Annotated in this window: 14 protein-coding genes; 9 read left to right on the top strand and 5 right to left on the bottom strand. The window is 71.1% G+C overall.

The features are described 5' to 3' along the window. The first annotated feature begins 1 nt into the window (after position 1). The 4 genes from nuoN to IEZ13_RS41195 all read left to right on the top strand — a co-directional run bounded on the left by nuoN (position 2) and on the right by IEZ13_RS41195 (position 4,697). Complete coding sequence (gene nuoN / locus IEZ13_RS41210) at positions 2-1,534, top strand: NADH-quinone oxidoreductase subunit NuoN (RefSeq protein ID WP_183225901.1); 1,533 nt, start codon at positions 2-4, stop codon at positions 1,532-1,534. Between the two features lie 407 nt (positions 1,535-1,941). Continuing rightward, a complete protein-coding gene (locus IEZ13_RS41205; protein ID WP_183226004.1) occupies positions 1,942-2,901 on the top strand; it encodes a polyprenyl synthetase family protein in 960 nt (319 codons plus the stop codon). 217 nt (positions 2,902-3,118) lie between these two features. Then, positions 3,119-3,913 carry an IclR family transcriptional regulator gene (locus tag IEZ13_RS41200; RefSeq protein WP_043522768.1) on the top strand — a complete coding sequence of 265 codons (795 nt, stop codon included), beginning with the start codon at positions 3,119-3,121 and terminating at the stop codon, positions 3,911-3,913. A gap of 127 nt (positions 3,914-4,040) precedes the next feature. Then, positions 4,041-4,697 (top strand): anti-sigma factor family protein, encoded by a 657-nt coding sequence (locus tag IEZ13_RS41195; RefSeq protein WP_183225900.1) that lies wholly within the window; start codon positions 4,041-4,043, stop codon positions 4,695-4,697. A gap of 29 nt (positions 4,698-4,726) precedes the next feature. On the opposite strand, the gene rarD is transcribed toward IEZ13_RS41195, so the two are convergent. From rarD to IEZ13_RS41180, 3 genes are all read right to left on the bottom strand, one after another. Continuing rightward, positions 4,727-5,662 (bottom strand): EamA family transporter RarD, encoded by a 936-nt coding sequence (rarD, locus tag IEZ13_RS41190; protein ID WP_183225899.1) that lies wholly within the window; start codon positions 5,660-5,662, stop codon positions 4,727-4,729. Positions 5,663-5,754: 92 nt separating this feature from the next. Next, entirely contained in the window at positions 5,755-6,132 is a 378-nt protein-coding gene (locus IEZ13_RS41185; RefSeq protein WP_183225898.1) for a phage holin family protein, read from the bottom strand. Between the two features lie 80 nt (positions 6,133-6,212). Continuing rightward, complete coding sequence (locus IEZ13_RS41180) at positions 6,213-7,982, bottom strand: type VII secretion protein EccE (RefSeq protein WP_183225897.1); 1,770 nt, start codon at positions 7,980-7,982, stop codon at positions 6,213-6,215. Positions 7,983-8,268: 286 nt separating this feature from the next. On the opposite strand from IEZ13_RS41180, the gene IEZ13_RS41175 reads away from it, so the two are divergent. From IEZ13_RS41175 to IEZ13_RS41155, 4 genes are all read left to right on the top strand, one after another. Beyond that, positions 8,269-8,586: a WXG100 family type VII secretion target gene (locus IEZ13_RS41175; protein WP_183225896.1), complete on the top strand. Its 318-nt coding sequence runs from the start codon at positions 8,269-8,271 to the stop codon at positions 8,584-8,586. A 17-nt stretch (positions 8,587-8,603) separates the two neighbouring features. Beyond that, the gene (locus IEZ13_RS41170; protein ID WP_183225895.1) at positions 8,604-8,897 is read left to right on the top strand and encodes a WXG100 family type VII secretion target; all 294 of its coding nucleotides are present in this window, start codon (positions 8,604-8,606) and stop codon (positions 8,895-8,897) included. Positions 8,898-9,173: 276 nt separating this feature from the next. Continuing rightward, positions 9,174-12,335, top strand: coding sequence for an SseB family protein (locus tag IEZ13_RS41160; protein WP_229795688.1), 3,162 nt, complete (start codon positions 9,174-9,176; stop codon positions 12,333-12,335). Then, positions 12,332-12,697, top strand: a complete 366-nt coding sequence (locus IEZ13_RS41155) for a hypothetical protein (protein ID WP_183225894.1) — start codon at positions 12,332-12,334, stop codon at positions 12,695-12,697. The genes IEZ13_RS41160 and IEZ13_RS41155 overlap by 4 nt, the downstream gene beginning before the upstream one ends. 280 nt (positions 12,698-12,977) lie before the next feature. On the opposite strand, the gene IEZ13_RS41150 is transcribed toward IEZ13_RS41155, so the two are convergent. Both IEZ13_RS41150 and IEZ13_RS47205 read right to left on the bottom strand, forming a co-directional pair. After that, a complete protein-coding gene (locus tag IEZ13_RS41150; RefSeq protein WP_183225893.1) occupies positions 12,978-13,904 on the bottom strand; it encodes an alpha/beta fold hydrolase in 927 nt (308 codons plus the stop codon). A gap of 66 nt (positions 13,905-13,970) precedes the next feature. Then, positions 13,971-14,132: a hypothetical protein gene (locus IEZ13_RS47205; protein WP_229795686.1), complete on the bottom strand. Its 162-nt coding sequence runs from the start codon at positions 14,130-14,132 to the stop codon at positions 13,971-13,973. A gap of 28 nt (positions 14,133-14,160) precedes the next feature. On the opposite strand from IEZ13_RS47205, the gene IEZ13_RS47200 reads away from it, so the two are divergent. Next, positions 14,161-14,550 carry a hypothetical protein gene (locus IEZ13_RS47200; protein ID WP_229795684.1) on the top strand — a complete coding sequence of 130 codons (390 nt, stop codon included), beginning with the start codon at positions 14,161-14,163 and terminating at the stop codon, positions 14,548-14,550. The last annotated feature ends 1 nt before the right edge of the window (position 14,551 follow it).

The raw sequence follows: 14,551 nt of genomic DNA, 5'->3' as shown, positions 1-14,551 counted from the left end.
CATGGAATCCCTACAACTGCCCCCGATCGACTACGGGGCACTGCTGCCCATGCTGATCCTCTTCGGGGCGGCCTGCCTCGGCGTCGTCGCCGAGGTGGTGACCCCGCAGCGGGCGCGCAACGCCGTACAGCTGGGTCTGGCCCTTGTCGCAGTGGTCGCGGCCCTGGCCGCGGTGGTGTGGCAGCGCGGCACCCGGACCGTCACCATCGGCGGCGCGGTCGCGGTCGACGGGCCGACCCTGTTCCTCCAGGGCTCGATCCTGGTGCTCGGCGGGGTGTCACTGCTGCTGATCGGTGAGCGATCGATCGAGAAGGGCGGGGCGTTCGTCTCGCAGGCCGCGGTCACCGTCGGCTCGCAGAAGGACCTCCAGCAGGCCGGTGGCCGCCCCGGCGCCACCGAGGTGTACCCGCTCACCGTGTTCGCGCTCGGCGGCATGCTCCTGTTCGTCGCGGCGAACGACCTGCTCACCATGTTCGTGGCGCTGGAGGTCTTCTCGCTGCCGCTCTACCTGCTGTGCGCGCTCGCCCGGCGGCGGCGCCTGCTCAGCCAGGAGGCGGCGCTCAAGTACTTCCTGCTCGGCTCGTACGCCTCGGCGTTCTTCCTGTTCGGCGTGGCCTTCGTCTACGGCTACGCGGGCGGGATCCAGCTCGAGGTGGTGCACGAGGCGGTCGCCAACCCGCAGCGCAGCGAGGTGCTGCTCTACGTGGGCCTGGCGATGGTCGCGATCGGCCTGCTCTTCAAGGCGGCGCTGGCCCCGTTCCACGTCTGGACGCCGGACGTCTACCAGGGCGCGCCCACGCCGATCACCGCGTTCATGGCGGCCTGCACGAAGGTCGCCGCGTTCGGGGCCCTGCTGCGGATCCTCTACGTGGCGTTCGAGGGGGTGCGCTGGAGCTTCCAGCCGATCCTCGGGACGATCGCGGTGCTCACCATGTTCATCGGCGCGGTCCTGGCGGTCACCCAGACCGACCTCAAGCGCCTGCTGGCCTACTCGTCGATCGCGAACGCCGGCTACCTGCTGGTGGGCGTGCTCGCGCTCAACGAGGAGGGCCTCAGCGGCACGATGTTCTACCTGGTGGCGTACGGCTTCTCGGTGCTCGCGGCGTTCGCGATCATCAGCCTGGTGCGCGACGCGGACGGGGAGGCCACCCACCTGTCCCGGTGGGCCGGCATCGGCCGGAAGAGCCCGCTGCTGGCCGGTGTCTTCACCTTCATCCTGCTCACCTTCGCGGGCATTCCGCTGACCAGCGGCTTCACCAGCAAGTTCGCGGTCTTCGGGGCGGCCGTCGAGGGCGGGCAGACCTGGCTCGTCATCTTCGGCGTGATCACCAGCATGCTGCTGGCCTTCCCGTACCTGCGGGTGGTCGTGCTGATGTGGCTGTCCGAGCCGGGCGAGTCGGCGCCGACCGTGTCGATCCCGGGCTTCCTCACCTCGGCGGTGCTGGGGATCGGCGTGATCGTGACGGTGGCGCTGGGCGTGGTGCCCGCGCCGCTGATCGATCTCACCCGGGAAGCGTCCGAGTTCGTGCGCTGAAAATGATCAGGACGCGAGAGCCCCGGCCGGCGGTCGGGGCTCTCGCCTTTCTCCGGCCCCACGGCAAACGGCCTGAAAGATCCAGGACAGATTTCGGTACGGGGAGCCGACCACCTTCCCGGATGAGGTCCACACGCGGCCCACCGGCGACCTGGGACCCCCGCACCGGGCGTTCATGACCGTCTTCGATCACCCGTGGCCGACACCGGCGGGTTCGAGGATGCGGACTGCTCGTTAAGGCGCCGCGTCGCCCGTACCCGTGCTGTCGGGTTTTTGATCTTGTCGCGTGCCACCCTGGGACAGAAACCGGATGGACGGTATGGCATCGTGAAAGCGTGGTGAGCACCGGTGATCCGACCCCGCGCGAAACGGCGCTGTCATCGCTGGGCCTCGACGTCGATCCCGCGATGGACGAGTCGGTGTCGGCGACTTTGGCCGCTGTGGAGGAGGCGCTGCGGGTCCACGTGACCAGCGCCGATCCGTTGGTGGCCGAGGCGGCCCGGCATCTGGCCGATGCCGGCGGCAAGCGGTTCCGGCCGTTGCTTGTCGCGTTGGGGGCGCAGTTCGGCGACCCGGCGTCGCCCGAGGTCGTGGCCGCGGCCAACGTGGTGGAGCTGACCCACCTCGCAACGCTGTACCACGACGACGTGATGGACGAGGCGGCCGTGCGCCGGGGCGCGTCCAGCGCGAACGCGCGCTGGGGCAACTCGGTGGCGATCCTGGTCGGCGACTACCTCTTCGCCCAGGCCGCGGATCTGGCGGCCAGCCTCGGCACCGAGGCGGTGCACCTGCAGGCGCAGACGTTCGCCCGTCTGGTGCACGGGCAGATCGCCGAGACGGTGGGGCCGCGCGGCACCGACCCGATCGAGCACCACCTGTTCGTCATCACCGAGAAGACGGCGTCCCTGATCGCCACCGCGGCCCGGTTCGGCGGGCTGTTCTCCGGCGCCCGGCCGGAGCATGTGGAGGCCCTCGCCGGGTATGGGCACGCCATCGGGATCGCGTTCCAGCTCTCCGACGATCTGCTCGACATCGCCAGCGAGTCCGTCCAGTCCGGTAAGACGCCCGGCACCGACCTGCGCGAGGGCATTCCGACCCTCCCGGTGCTGTACGCACTGGCCGGTGACGACACCGACGCGTCGGCGGTCCGGCTGCGCGAGCTGCTGGCGGCCGGCCCGATCACCGACGACACGCTGCATGCCGAGGCGCTGTCCCTGTTGCGGGAGTCGGCGGCGATGAAGCGGGCGCGGGAGACGGTCCGCAGTTACGCCGAGGAGGCACGGACGCAGCTCGCTCCGCTGCCTGACGGGGCGCCGAAGCGGGCCATGGAGTCGCTCTGCGACTTCATCGCCGACCGCACCGGCTGATCTCCATATTTCGCTGTTTTCGCCTGCCAGCCGGCGCCGCTTCGTTGCGGCGCCGGCTTTTTGCTGGTGGAAGCGGTTCGACGGGACGGGCTATCCGGATGCGGACAGTTCCATTGATCGCACCCACTGTGAAGATCGATCGTGATCCACATGCATTTGGCATTCCGTAGAAGCACGATTCTTCATATGGTGTAAGTCCCTGGTTTCGGAGGTAGCTGTGCGTGACCCCCTAGCGGAGCCGTCAGATCTCATCCGGAGCGTTTCGCGTGCCCTGCGCGTGCTGGAGTCGGTGGGACGAGCTCCACGAGGGCTGACCGTGAAACAGATAGCCCGCAGGTGCGAGCTGACCGTCGCGACGACGTACCACCTCGTGCGGACACTGGCCTACGAGGGCTACGTGATCCGGCGCGAGGACGGCACCTACATCGTCGGCCTCGAGATCGCTGATCGATATCGGGAGCTGGTCTCCGCCTTCCGTGGGCCGCCCGCGGTCGGTGAGGCGCTGCGCCGGGCGGCCGTCGACAGTGGATACAGTCACTATCTCGGGCGGTTCGTGGGCGGGCGGATAGCCGTCACGGCGTCGGCCGAGGGCGCCCGGTCCCCCTTCATGGACGACGTGGCCCCCGGCTTCGACGAGGGCGGCCATGCCACCGCGCTCGGCAAGGCCCTTCTCGCCACGCTCACCCCCGACCAGCGGTCGCGATACCTGCGCGACTACGGGATGCGGGCCTTCACCCCGGCGACCCTCACCACACCCGAGGCGCTGGAGGCCGACCTGGCCGCCGGCGAGCGGCGCGGCATGCAGATCGAGATGGGTCAGTTCCGGCAGGGTCTGGCGTCCGCCGCCGTCGTCGTCGTGGCCGACCGGGACATGGAGCGCCGCCTCGTCCTCGCCTGCTCCATGCCCGCCGCCGAGATGCTGACCTCGGCCCGCGTGGTGCGGGCCAAGCTCACCGCCGCCGCCCGCAACGTGGCCGAAGCGCTGTCCGGAGGGGAGTCCGCAACCGCCTGAACGAGCGATAGCTCTCCGAATTCGGGCCGCCACGGTTTGAGGTGGGGGTTTAAGGCTGCGTTGAACCTTCGCGCCCGAAACCGCGTACCTCAAACCGGGAACAGTGACCCGGTGGGAGGCGGTACGGATGCGATGCGAGGACGGGCACGACGACGCCGCCTATGTCCTCGGTGCGCTGTCTCCAATTGAACGAGCCGCGTATGAGCGCCACCTGGCGACATGCTCGTTCTGCCGGGAAGCGGTGGCCGATCTTGCCCAGGTGCCGGACATGCTCGACCGGCTCGACGCGGAGGACTTCGCGCGCCTCCTCGACCCCGGTCTGCCGGTGCCCTCCCGTCCGGCGGCACCCCGCGTGCGGGCCCTTCCCCGGCGACTTCTCAGCACCGCGGTCGCGCTGGTTCTGGTGCTGATGATCGGAGGCGGGCTGGCGTTCTGGGGACTGCGGGACTCGCCGGCCGACACGCCGCCACCGGGGCCGGCCATCGCCATGACGCCCGTCGACGACGTCACGCCGATCACCGCCACGGTCCGGATCACCAGCACGCCCAGTGGGAGCCGGGTGGAGATGGAGTGCTCCTACAGCAAGACGGCCAAGCCCTATACGTTCCGGCTCATCGCGTACGGGCCGGACGAGCAGACCGAGCAGCTCGGGTCGTGGCTGGCGCAGCCGGGGGCGGAGTTCTCGATGCCGGCGGCCACGCACTTCGCCCAGGGGAGCCTGTCCCGGTTGGAACTGGTCCGGTACGACGGCAAGGTGATGCTGGCGTACGAGCCGCCTCGGTGACTCGCGGTCTCAGTCTCTCGCTGTGCGGGTCAGTGGGTGGGCAGGGTTTCGGGGGCCGGCTCGGCCGCGGCCGCCGCGCGGTTGTGGGCCGCGGTCCGGGCACTGCGGATGCCGTCCACGGTGAAGACGATCAGCGCCAGCCAGACCAGCCCGAACCCGGCGAGCCGGGCCGCCGGCATCGGCTCGTGGTAGATCAGCAGGCCGACGGCGAGCTGCAGGATCGGCGCCACGTACTGGAGGATGCCGAGCCCGACCAGCGGCACCCGGTTCGCCGCCGCGGCGAACAGCAGCAGCGGGATCGCGGTGGCCACTCCGGAGAGCATCATCAGCACCGTGTGGGTGACCGACACGTGCCCGAAGTCCGCGCTCCCGGACAGGTTGAGCCAGGTCAGGTACGCCAGCGCGGGCAGCGCCAGAACGCCCGACTCGACGAACGCGCCCTCCGCGGGCGGTAGCGACATGCGCTTCTTGATCAGGCTGTAGCAGCCGAACGAGACGGCCAGGGTGAGCGCGATGTACGGCAGCCGCCCATAGTCCAGGGTCAGGATGGCCACCGCCAGCACACCGATCCCGACGGCGACCCATTGCAGGGCCCGGAGTCGCTCCCGCAGCACGGTCACGCCGAGCAGGACGACCAGCAGCGGGGTGATGAAGTAGCCGAGTGCCGTCTCCACGACCCGGGACGAGTTCACACCGTAGATGTAGGTGCCCCAGTTGACCGCGAGCAGTACCGCGGCCAGGGAGATTCCACCGAGCAGGCGGGGCGTGCGCAGCAGGCGGGACAGGAAGCGCCAGTTACGCATCGCGGAGAGCAGCAGCGCCACGAAGACGACCGACCACAGTACCCGGTGGGCGAGGATCTCCAGCGGCGGGGCGGGGCGGAGCAGCTTGAAGTAGATGGGGAAGAAACCCCACATCGTGTACGCCGTGAGGCCGTACAGATACCCACGCCGCTCCTCGCTCATCCCCCCACGGTAAGGGCGGGAGGATTCAGCGGTCCTTGCGTATGAACCAGGTCACGAGGCCGACCCGGCACTCGCGACCTGGTCGTCCGGGTTTAGTCGTCGCCGTCCGGAACCAGCATGTTGAGGACCCAGCTCACGACACCGACCAGCAGCGCGCCGAGGATCGCGGCGATCACCCCGTCGACGTGGAAGCCCAGCTCCAGCTTGCCCGCGATCCAGCTGGTGAGCAGGAGCAGCAGACCGTTGACGAGAATCGCGACCAGGCCGAGCGTGAGAACGTAGAACCCGCAGCCGATGGTCTTGATGATCGGCCGCAGGATCGCGTTGATCAGACCGAAGATCACGGCGACGGCGAGCAGCGTGCCCGCCTTGCTCGCGGCGGTATCGGCCGTCAGTTGGATGCCGTCGATCACCAGGGTCGCGATCCACAGCGAAACGGCGGTGATCACCAGCCGAATGAGGATGCCCATGGCGTGCGATGGTGCCATGCGTGATCCACTCGTGGAAACGACAACCCGGGATCTTTTCGAGATCTATGCCCGGGAGGGTGTCACCCGACGGGCTGATTTCGCGCCGGTGGCCCGATCAGGGACTGCTCGATCGGCGTCTGTGACAGGGTGGCCCACCGGACCGCCCGCCGGTTCACCACGGCGATCATGTCGGCCCGCATCCGGGTGAGGTACGGCGTGGTGTCACCGAGCCCGAGCGCCCCACCGAGCAGCGTCGCCTCGGCCGGGTGCAGCGGCTGGAGCACCACCACGTCGGCCTCGGTGGCATGTGGCACGTCCGCCGTCCCGAATTCCTCCCGGAACACCAGCGTGGTCTGCCAGCCCTCCTCCCGGGACGGCTCCCGGCCGGCCGTCGTCGCGCCGGTGTCGAGGATGGTGAGCACCGGATGCCGGACCGACCCGGCCGGAGCCTCGAACGGGCTGCCGGGAGGAAGAATCGTGATCGACTCGCCGGGCACGGCCGCGCCCCGGGCGAACGGCTCCCAGTCGTGCGGCCGGGTCGTCCGGACCTGCACCCGGGCGCCGGTCGCCATGGCCCGGAACGCGAGCATCTGCGCGCCGCCCAGCCCGCCCACCAGCAGGGCCCGGGTCGGCTCCGGCCGGAACAGCCGGACCAGCACCGGGCCGCCGTGCCGGTTTCGCCCCACCATCAGGCCGGCCGGGCTGATCCGCACCTCCGGGACGCCGAAGGCCGGCCCGTCCGGTGCCGGACCGCCGAGAGGCAGCGTCGCGGCCAGACCGGGCAGATGAGCGCCGTCCCACCGGCGGATCCGGATCCGCTCGGCGGCGAGCAGCGTGCGCAGCGCCCGGCTCGCGGCCTCCAGACTCGGGGCGTCCGGAGCGGCGAGCCGGACGAACAGGGCGGTCGCCGTCAGCGCCACCGTGGTGGCCGCGGCGGGCAGATGCAGGATGCGGGTGATCAGCGCGCCGGACAGATCGCGGCCGGCCGCCGGCCGGCAGTGGAAGGTCGCCTGGAGCAGCCCGCCGAGCCGCAGCCCGGCCCAGCTCTCCTGGGCGGGGCCGGGACCGCCGGAGGCGTCGGTGTTCGCCAGGTCGGCGATCGCCCGGAGGGCCGCCACCTCGCCCAGCGGCCGGGCCGCGCCGAGCCGGCGGGTCACCCGCCGGGTGATGCCGGCCAGACTGCGGTGCAGCTCCTCCTCCGACCAGCCGCCGGCCCGCGAGACACGCAGCGCGAGCACCGCGCGGAGATGGCCGAGCGAGCTGCCCTCGGCAAGAGTCCGGTACGAGCTCTGTGGTGGGCCGGTGCCGGACCCCGCGGTCGGCGCCGAGACGGCGCTCAGCACCAGCTGAACCCGGACGCCCGGCTGGTCCTTGCCGGTGGCGCCGTCGCGCCCGGTGGCCTGCAGCACCGTCGCGAACGACGGGACGGGTGACGCCTCGTCGGCCGGGTCGCCGAGCTCGATCATGACGGTGAGGCCGGCGTCGTCGGCGAGTGCCGCCGCCGGCTCGCCCGGCAGATCCAGCGTCGTCGGCCGGACCCGCGGAGCCGCATAGCCCAGCAGCGCGGTGGTGCCGTCGATCGGGGCGCTCCGCCGGCGCCCGGCGAACCGGATCAGGACACCCAGCCACTGGAACGCCCATCGGCCGCGCAGGCGCAGCCAGGTCAGCGCCAGCAGGGCGGCCGCGGCGGCCACCGCTGGCACCATCGCGATCCCGCCGATGGCGAACCCGGACAGCAGCAGGACCACCGCCACCTGGGTGATCACGATCTGCTCCGTGCTCGCGCCCAGCCCGCGCCGCCGGGGGCGGACCAGGGACTCGGTCATCGGGACCGCGACATCGATGCTCACGAGCCGCCCCTCTCCGTCGTCGGTCGTTCCTCCACGGTCATGCGCGGCCCATATCGTAGGGCAGCGTGCGGCCGGACCCGGGGTTCGTCCACAGGGCCGGAAACGATCACGGAGTTATCCACAGGTTCGTCACCAGGACTGCCGTCTCTCGCTCCGGGCCGCTAACGTCGTCGCCGATGTCGTTCGCGGCGGGCCCCCGGTCCAGGCCGCGACCGGCTAGCCTAGTGGCCCACGTCGATGAAGCGTTGGTCCGAATCGGATTTCTGAACGGGAGGGGTGACGTCCGATGGCGCAGACGCAAGCCGAAGCCGCGGTGATGGCGAGTACCGCCACCAAGTTCGACGACACGAACGCCGCGCTGCAGAGCATGCTGAGCACGCTGATGTCCGAGTTGTCGGTTCTCAGTAGCTCCTGGAAGGGCATGGGCGCGAACGCGTTCGAGCACGTCAAGCAGCAGTACGCGACGGATCTGAACAGCCTCAACAACGCGCTCGCCGAGACCGCCGAGGCGATTCGCTCGTCCGGCACCAGCTACGACGCGGCCGACAGTGATGCCGCTTCCAGGGTCAGCCAGACCGGCGGCACGTTCACTCTGCCGCTCTGATCGATCGGAGGAATCCCATGAACGACGGTCTTCTGCTCGTCAACTTCGGCGCGCTCCAGCAGGCCGGCGCCGACATCGAGAAGGCGCTGAACACGCTGCGGTCGAACCTCGACCAGCTCGAGCGCGACGCGGGCCCGCTGGTCCAGACCTGGGAGGGTTCGGCCCAGGAGGCGTACGCGGAACGTCAAGCCAAGTGGCGGCAGGCCTCCGAGGATCTGTCGCACATCCTGCGGCGGATCAAGGGCGCCGTGGATCACTCGTGCAACGACTACCTCGACACCGAGCGGTCGGCGACCCAGCGGTTCCAGTGAGCTGTCGGGGTCGCCCATTCGCGTAATGGTCTACCCCGCCCTCGCGGTTACCATCGGTTGTTGAATGATCGCGTCAGGTGATCAATGAGCGCCCGTGAGGCGTGGGTGATCTCGTCCCCGGCGTGCCGATGTTGCGACCTACCTGTCAGCACACCGCCGCCCATTGTGATTGTGGCCTGACCTTGTAGGTTATACGCGTTGAGTTGGCTCGTTGGCACGCGTGGGGAGAGGGTGGACGTGTCCGAGTGGGAACCGGCTACGGACGCCGAGGTTGCGATGCGCGATGCGTTGCGCACCGACGACCAGGAGTCCTACTTCCGCATTCTCGCCGGTGTCGACCTGTTGTTACCGGTCTCCGCCGACGTACTGGCCGGCCTCGCGCCGCTTGGCTGGGGCACGTGGAGCACCGGCGGGCGCACCCATGTGCTGGCGTTCACGTCGAATGCGGCGTTGCGGGCCTGCCTCGCCGACTACGCCGGTTCGGCGCGGCGGGTGCCGTATTCCGAGCTGGCCAACACCTGGCCCAACCTCGAGTGGTGGCTGGCGGTCAACCCCGGCCTGCCGATCGAGGGCTACCTGCCGGCCTGGTTCGTGGCCCAGCTCGCTCGCGGTGACCTGCGGCTGCCCACCCGGGGGCCCGGGCGTGAGGCGCACACCACCTCGAAGATCCAGGAGCTCGGCGCGGCGGCGCTGGCGGCGAACCGGACCGGGGAGAACACGGCCGGCGGGCCGACCTATGATCAGGCGCCGGCCGCCGCGGCCCCGGCCGCCGCACCGGGCGCCCCGCCGGTGGGAGCCATCGGCGGTGCACAGCCTCCGGTCGGGCCGGGTGGCCTGCCGGTGCGGACGCCCAGCGGGACCGCGTCCAGCGGCCTGCCGGTGCGCGCGCCGGCGGGGACGACCGCTCCGGCCACTCCCGCGGCCTACCAGTCGCCGGTCCCGCCCGCTCCCTCGGGCTACCAGCCGCCGGCTCCTCCCGCGTCCGCCGGTTACCCGCCCCCGGCTGCCTACGAGGCTCCGCCCGCGCCCGCGGCCTACCCGGTGCCCCCGGTTACGGGAGCACCGCGGAGCCCGGCCGCCCCGGGGTCCGTTCCGCCCGGTCTCGCGCCGGCGTCGGCGGTTCCGTCCGGCCGGAGTGTTTCCGGGTCGGGCATGGCCACGCCCGGTTGGGAGCGGCCCGGTATGCCGTTCAGCCCCGAGGAGGACCCGCGCGGGCCACTCCAGGACCTGCGCGCGCCGCTGCCGACGCGCACCCCGATGGCCAACACGCCGCCGGTGCCCGAGCACGTCGCGCCGTATGACCCGGCTGAGGCGCAGATCAACCCGAGCTGGGCCGGGAACGCCGGCGCCCGCCCGGCGAGCGGCCCGCCCAGCGGCACCCTCCCGGCGAGTGCGCCGCCCGCCAGTGCCCCGCCCTCGGGTGCTCCGTTCAGCAGTGCCCCGCCCTCGGGTGCTCCGTTCGGCGGCGCGCCGTCGTCGGGCGCACCGCTCGGGGGTCCCGCTCTGCCGCGGCGCCAGCCTGGGCAGTCTTCCGGCGGCGGTTCCATGTCGAGCATGGCCGGGTTCGTCCCTTCCTCGACGAATGTGAGCAACGCCGGTCGGCCGGCACCCGCGATTCGTCCCGCCTCGCCCGCGGGCGGTCCCGTTCCGGCCTCGCCGGCGCCCGGATTCGGTGCAACCGGCACTGCCGGGCCTGTTCCGGGTTCACCCGCCCCCGATTTCGGTTATGCCCCGTCTGCCGCCGGGCCCGTTCCGGGCTCACCCGCGCCCGGGTTCGGCCCGGGTTCGGCCGGAGGCGGCTCCGCCCCGGCCGCAGGTCCGCAGCCGGTCAGCCCTTCCGGGCCGGCGTCGTCCGCACCGGGTCTCGGTGGCCCCGATCTCGCTGGTCCGGGAGCCGATGGTCCGGGAGCGGGAAGCGCGGGGCCCGGTGGCCTGCCGCGCCGCCAGGTCACTCCGCCGTCCGAGCGTCCGGCCTCGATGGCCGCCGCCGCACAGGCGCTCGGCGTGAACCGTGCTCCGGCGACCGAGCCGCCCGCCCCGGCGGCCTGGGACCGCGCGGCCCCGCCGCCGTCCACGGACCGGTTCGGCCCCTCCGGGCCGCCGCCCTCGATCGCACCGGCGCCGCCCGTCGCGCCGAGCCCCGAGGAGCATCCCGCGGCCACGACCAAGACGAATCTGATTCCACCGGTGATCCCGGGCGCCGCGGGTGCCGACCGGGCCTACTCGGCCCCGTCCGGGTTCGACCGGCCCGGTCAGGGTTCCGCCGTTCCGACCGCGTCCGTCGGCTACCCGGCGACGGCGCCCAGCCCGATCGCCTACGGTCTGCCGCCGCAGGGCAGCCCGGCCTCCGCCTATGCGACGCAGACCTTCGCCACGCAGGCGCTGCCCGTGTCGACCGCCGGCTATACCCCGTCCGGGGCCTCCAACCTGGGTGTCGCGGGTTCGGCGACCGGAGCGCGCGGGCCGGCTGCCGCCGAGTTCGTCCCGGCCAACGATGTCGAGCGCGAGTTGCAGGATGCCGCGGACACCGGCAACACCGACGTCTTCCTGTCGACGCTGCTGCTGGCCAAGGTCCTGGTGCCGGTCGCCAGCCACTCCCGTCCGGGCAGCGCGCCCGGCGAGTCCGGCTTCGCCTTCCTGCCGGAGGAGGTGGAGGGCGAGCGTTACCTCATCGTCTTCACCAGCAAGGACCGGCTCTCCGAGCACTTCGGCGAGCCGACCCGTACGGTCGGGGTCCGCTTCTACGAGCTGATCCGGAACTGGCCCGACCCGGCCTGGTCGTTCGCCGTGAACCCGGGCACGCCGGTCGGGGCGAAGTACCCGGGCGCCCAGATCATCGCGCTGGCCAACTGGGCCACCGAGGCCGGTCTCGGCGCCGAGCCGGCCGAGAGCCCGGTCATCGAGACGCCGACCACTCCGGTGCCGGCTCCGGAGCCCGCCAGCGACGAGGCGCAGCAGGCCACCGTCATGCAGAAGACGATCTCCGCCGAGCAGGTCGACTACTACCTGGACCGGGGTTACGACCGGGTGGCCGGGTTCGTGCACCGGGCCTCCGAGGTCGAGCACCTGAGAACTCCGGGGGAGTTGTTCGGCGCGCTGGGGCTGTACTACGAGGCGTCCCCGTTCCAGCCGGACGCCAAGGAGGCGTTCGTGCTGCGCTGGCCGGCGTACCGGCCGAGCTTGTACCGGATTCCGTACGGCGGGCAGAACGAGCAGGCGCTGCGTGCCATGGACGGCTGGGTGATCGAGCGTCCCCCGTTCCGTGGCAACGGGTTCGCGCCCGGTGAGGGCCGTGACGTCATCGCCGAGTTCAAGGTGGACAGTGTCCGGCTGCCGCACGGCGCACAGCTGTGGCGCGTCGACGCGGACGGTAACGAGCGGATGATCGCGATCTTCGACATGGACGGCCCGCTGTGGCGCCGGGTGGGTGAGCAGTGATGCGCGACGGCTACGTGGTCTCCTGGCAGGGGCAGGAGTTCGACGCGGCGCCTGACGGCGACCGGGTCCGGATCTACAGCACCACGGCGCTCGACGGTTTCGAGGAGATCCGGCCGGGCCGGTTCGTCCGTGTCCTGGAGCCGGACGAGTACGACGAGATGTCCTACGTCCGGACCCTCTGCACCTGGCGGGGTGAGCCGTTCATCGTGCTGGCCGAGGCCGACAACTGGCTGCGCCTGGAGTACACCGGTGGCCGTGCCCCGGTGGCCCGCCAGCTCGGGCTCGAGGAGTTCGACTACGGCGTCTACCAGGGCTGGGCTCCGGCCGGCGAGGTTCGCGACCGCTACGAGCACCGCATCTGACCGGCATAGGGCCGAGACACAGAAGTTGGGAAGGGCTCCCCGCCTCCGAGGCGGGGAGCCCTTGTCCGTTCCGATGCCCGTGACCGGCGAGGAGAGAAAGGGGAATGGTCGCCGGGCTTCGGTCGGGACGGTGGGGGACTGCGTCGTTCTGCCGGGTGCGGCTACGTTGAGTGGCATGTCTGGGAGCGGTGCCACCGTTCCCACGACCGTGACACTAAGCCAGGTGGAGCGGGCTTGACCGGTCCACTAAAGATCACTTAAGGCGAGCCTAAGGGGCTGCTCAGGATGGGGTCTTGAGCCAGCGCAGGATCTCGCCGGTGACCATGTCCGGCGTCTCCTGATGGAGGAAGTGCCCGGCCTCCGGAATCAGCCGCCACTCGTACGGAGCGGTTACGTAGCGTCCCGAACCCTGTGCGGTGCGGGGCAGCACCGCGGTGTCCAGCTCGCCGTGCAGTTGCAGGGTCGGCACACTCGACGGCCGCTGCATGAGCTTCACGAACCGGTAGCCCTGGAGCCGCAGAGCGCTGCGCGCCACCCACCGGTACGCCTCCAGCGCGCAGAACGACGCCTGTGGGATCTGCATCGCCTCCCGGCAGCGGGCCGAGTAATCCGCGAACTCCGGTGAGGCCGCGAACCGCGGGCTGGACCACTGGGTCATCAGATCGCCGACCAGGGCGGCGTTGTCGCGGGTCAGCACGTGCTCGAAGCGCGGCACCTGGAAGCGCAGGACGGTCGCCGATGCGGAGAGCTGGCCCCGCGGGTCGGCGAAGAGGGCGGCCCGCAACCGCAGCGGATGCGCCGCGCCGAGCACCACGAGCCGGTTGACCAGTTTCGGGTGGAACGAGGCGGCCGCCCAGCCGATCATGCCGCCGGCGCCCGCGCCGACCACGGTGGCCGACCGTTCGCCGAGAGCCCGGATCAGGCCGGTGACGTCGGCGGCCATGGTGTAGCCGTCGTACCCCCGGGGTGGTTTGTCGCTCGCGCCGTAACCGCGCAGATCGATGGCGGCGGCCCGGAAGCCCGCGTCCGCGACGCGGACCATGATGTCGTGCCAGGCCCACCAGAACTCGGGGAAGCCGTGCAGGAAGAGCACGAGCGGTCCGGTGCCGACCTCAGCGACATGGAACCGGCTGCCGTTCGCGCCGACGAACCGGTGCTTCCACGGCCCTTCCGTCAGCACGCACGACTCGTCCACCCGACCGCCCATCCTGTCAGCCTATGCGCCGCTGTCACGCATGATGCCGGGCAGTGCGGAAATCAAGCCACACCGTGATCATTTGATCTGTTTCACCTCGGTCATCGCCATCAGGGTGCCCGGACCGCAGTAGATGCGCAGCATGGTGGTTTCCAGGTGCGCATTGATCCGGTCGCCCTTGGCCAGTTCGACACCCTCGGTGGAGTAGAGCGCGTACCGCTGGCCGTCGTCGGCGATCATGCCGTAACACGGACCTTTACCCCCACGGGTGACCATTCCGGTCACCCAGCCGGTGCTCGGCTGCGGATCGGTGGGCTCCTTCGGCGGCTTCTTCGTCAACGTGATCGTCGGCAGAGGCTCCGCAGACGACGGTGCTTCCGACGAGGGTGCTTCCGACGGCGGTGCCTCCGATGGTGTCGGCGCCGTCGAGGACGAGGAGGACGCCGGCGGAGTGCCGAGGGACGGGGGCGAGGCGCAACCGGCGACGATCGCCACGGCCGTCAAAGCCAGACCGATCCGGTACGGAGGACGAGCGCGCATGACTGAATCCTTCCCGGGTGAGGCTTCGAAGATAGGACGAATCGCCGGGGGTATCGGTTCCCGAACGTGGAACGGCGCCCGGGCCGTCTCGACCCGGGCGCCGCGTGTTGCCGTGTGAA

Origin of the sequence: Actinoplanes campanulatus (assembly GCF_014647795.1) — a bacterium.
GTDB classification, from domain to species: Bacteria; Actinomycetota; Actinomycetes; order Mycobacteriales; family Micromonosporaceae; genus Actinoplanes; species Actinoplanes campanulatus.
The sequence above is the reverse complement of the archived record's forward strand: the minus strand, read 5'-3'. Positions and strand labels throughout refer to the sequence as shown.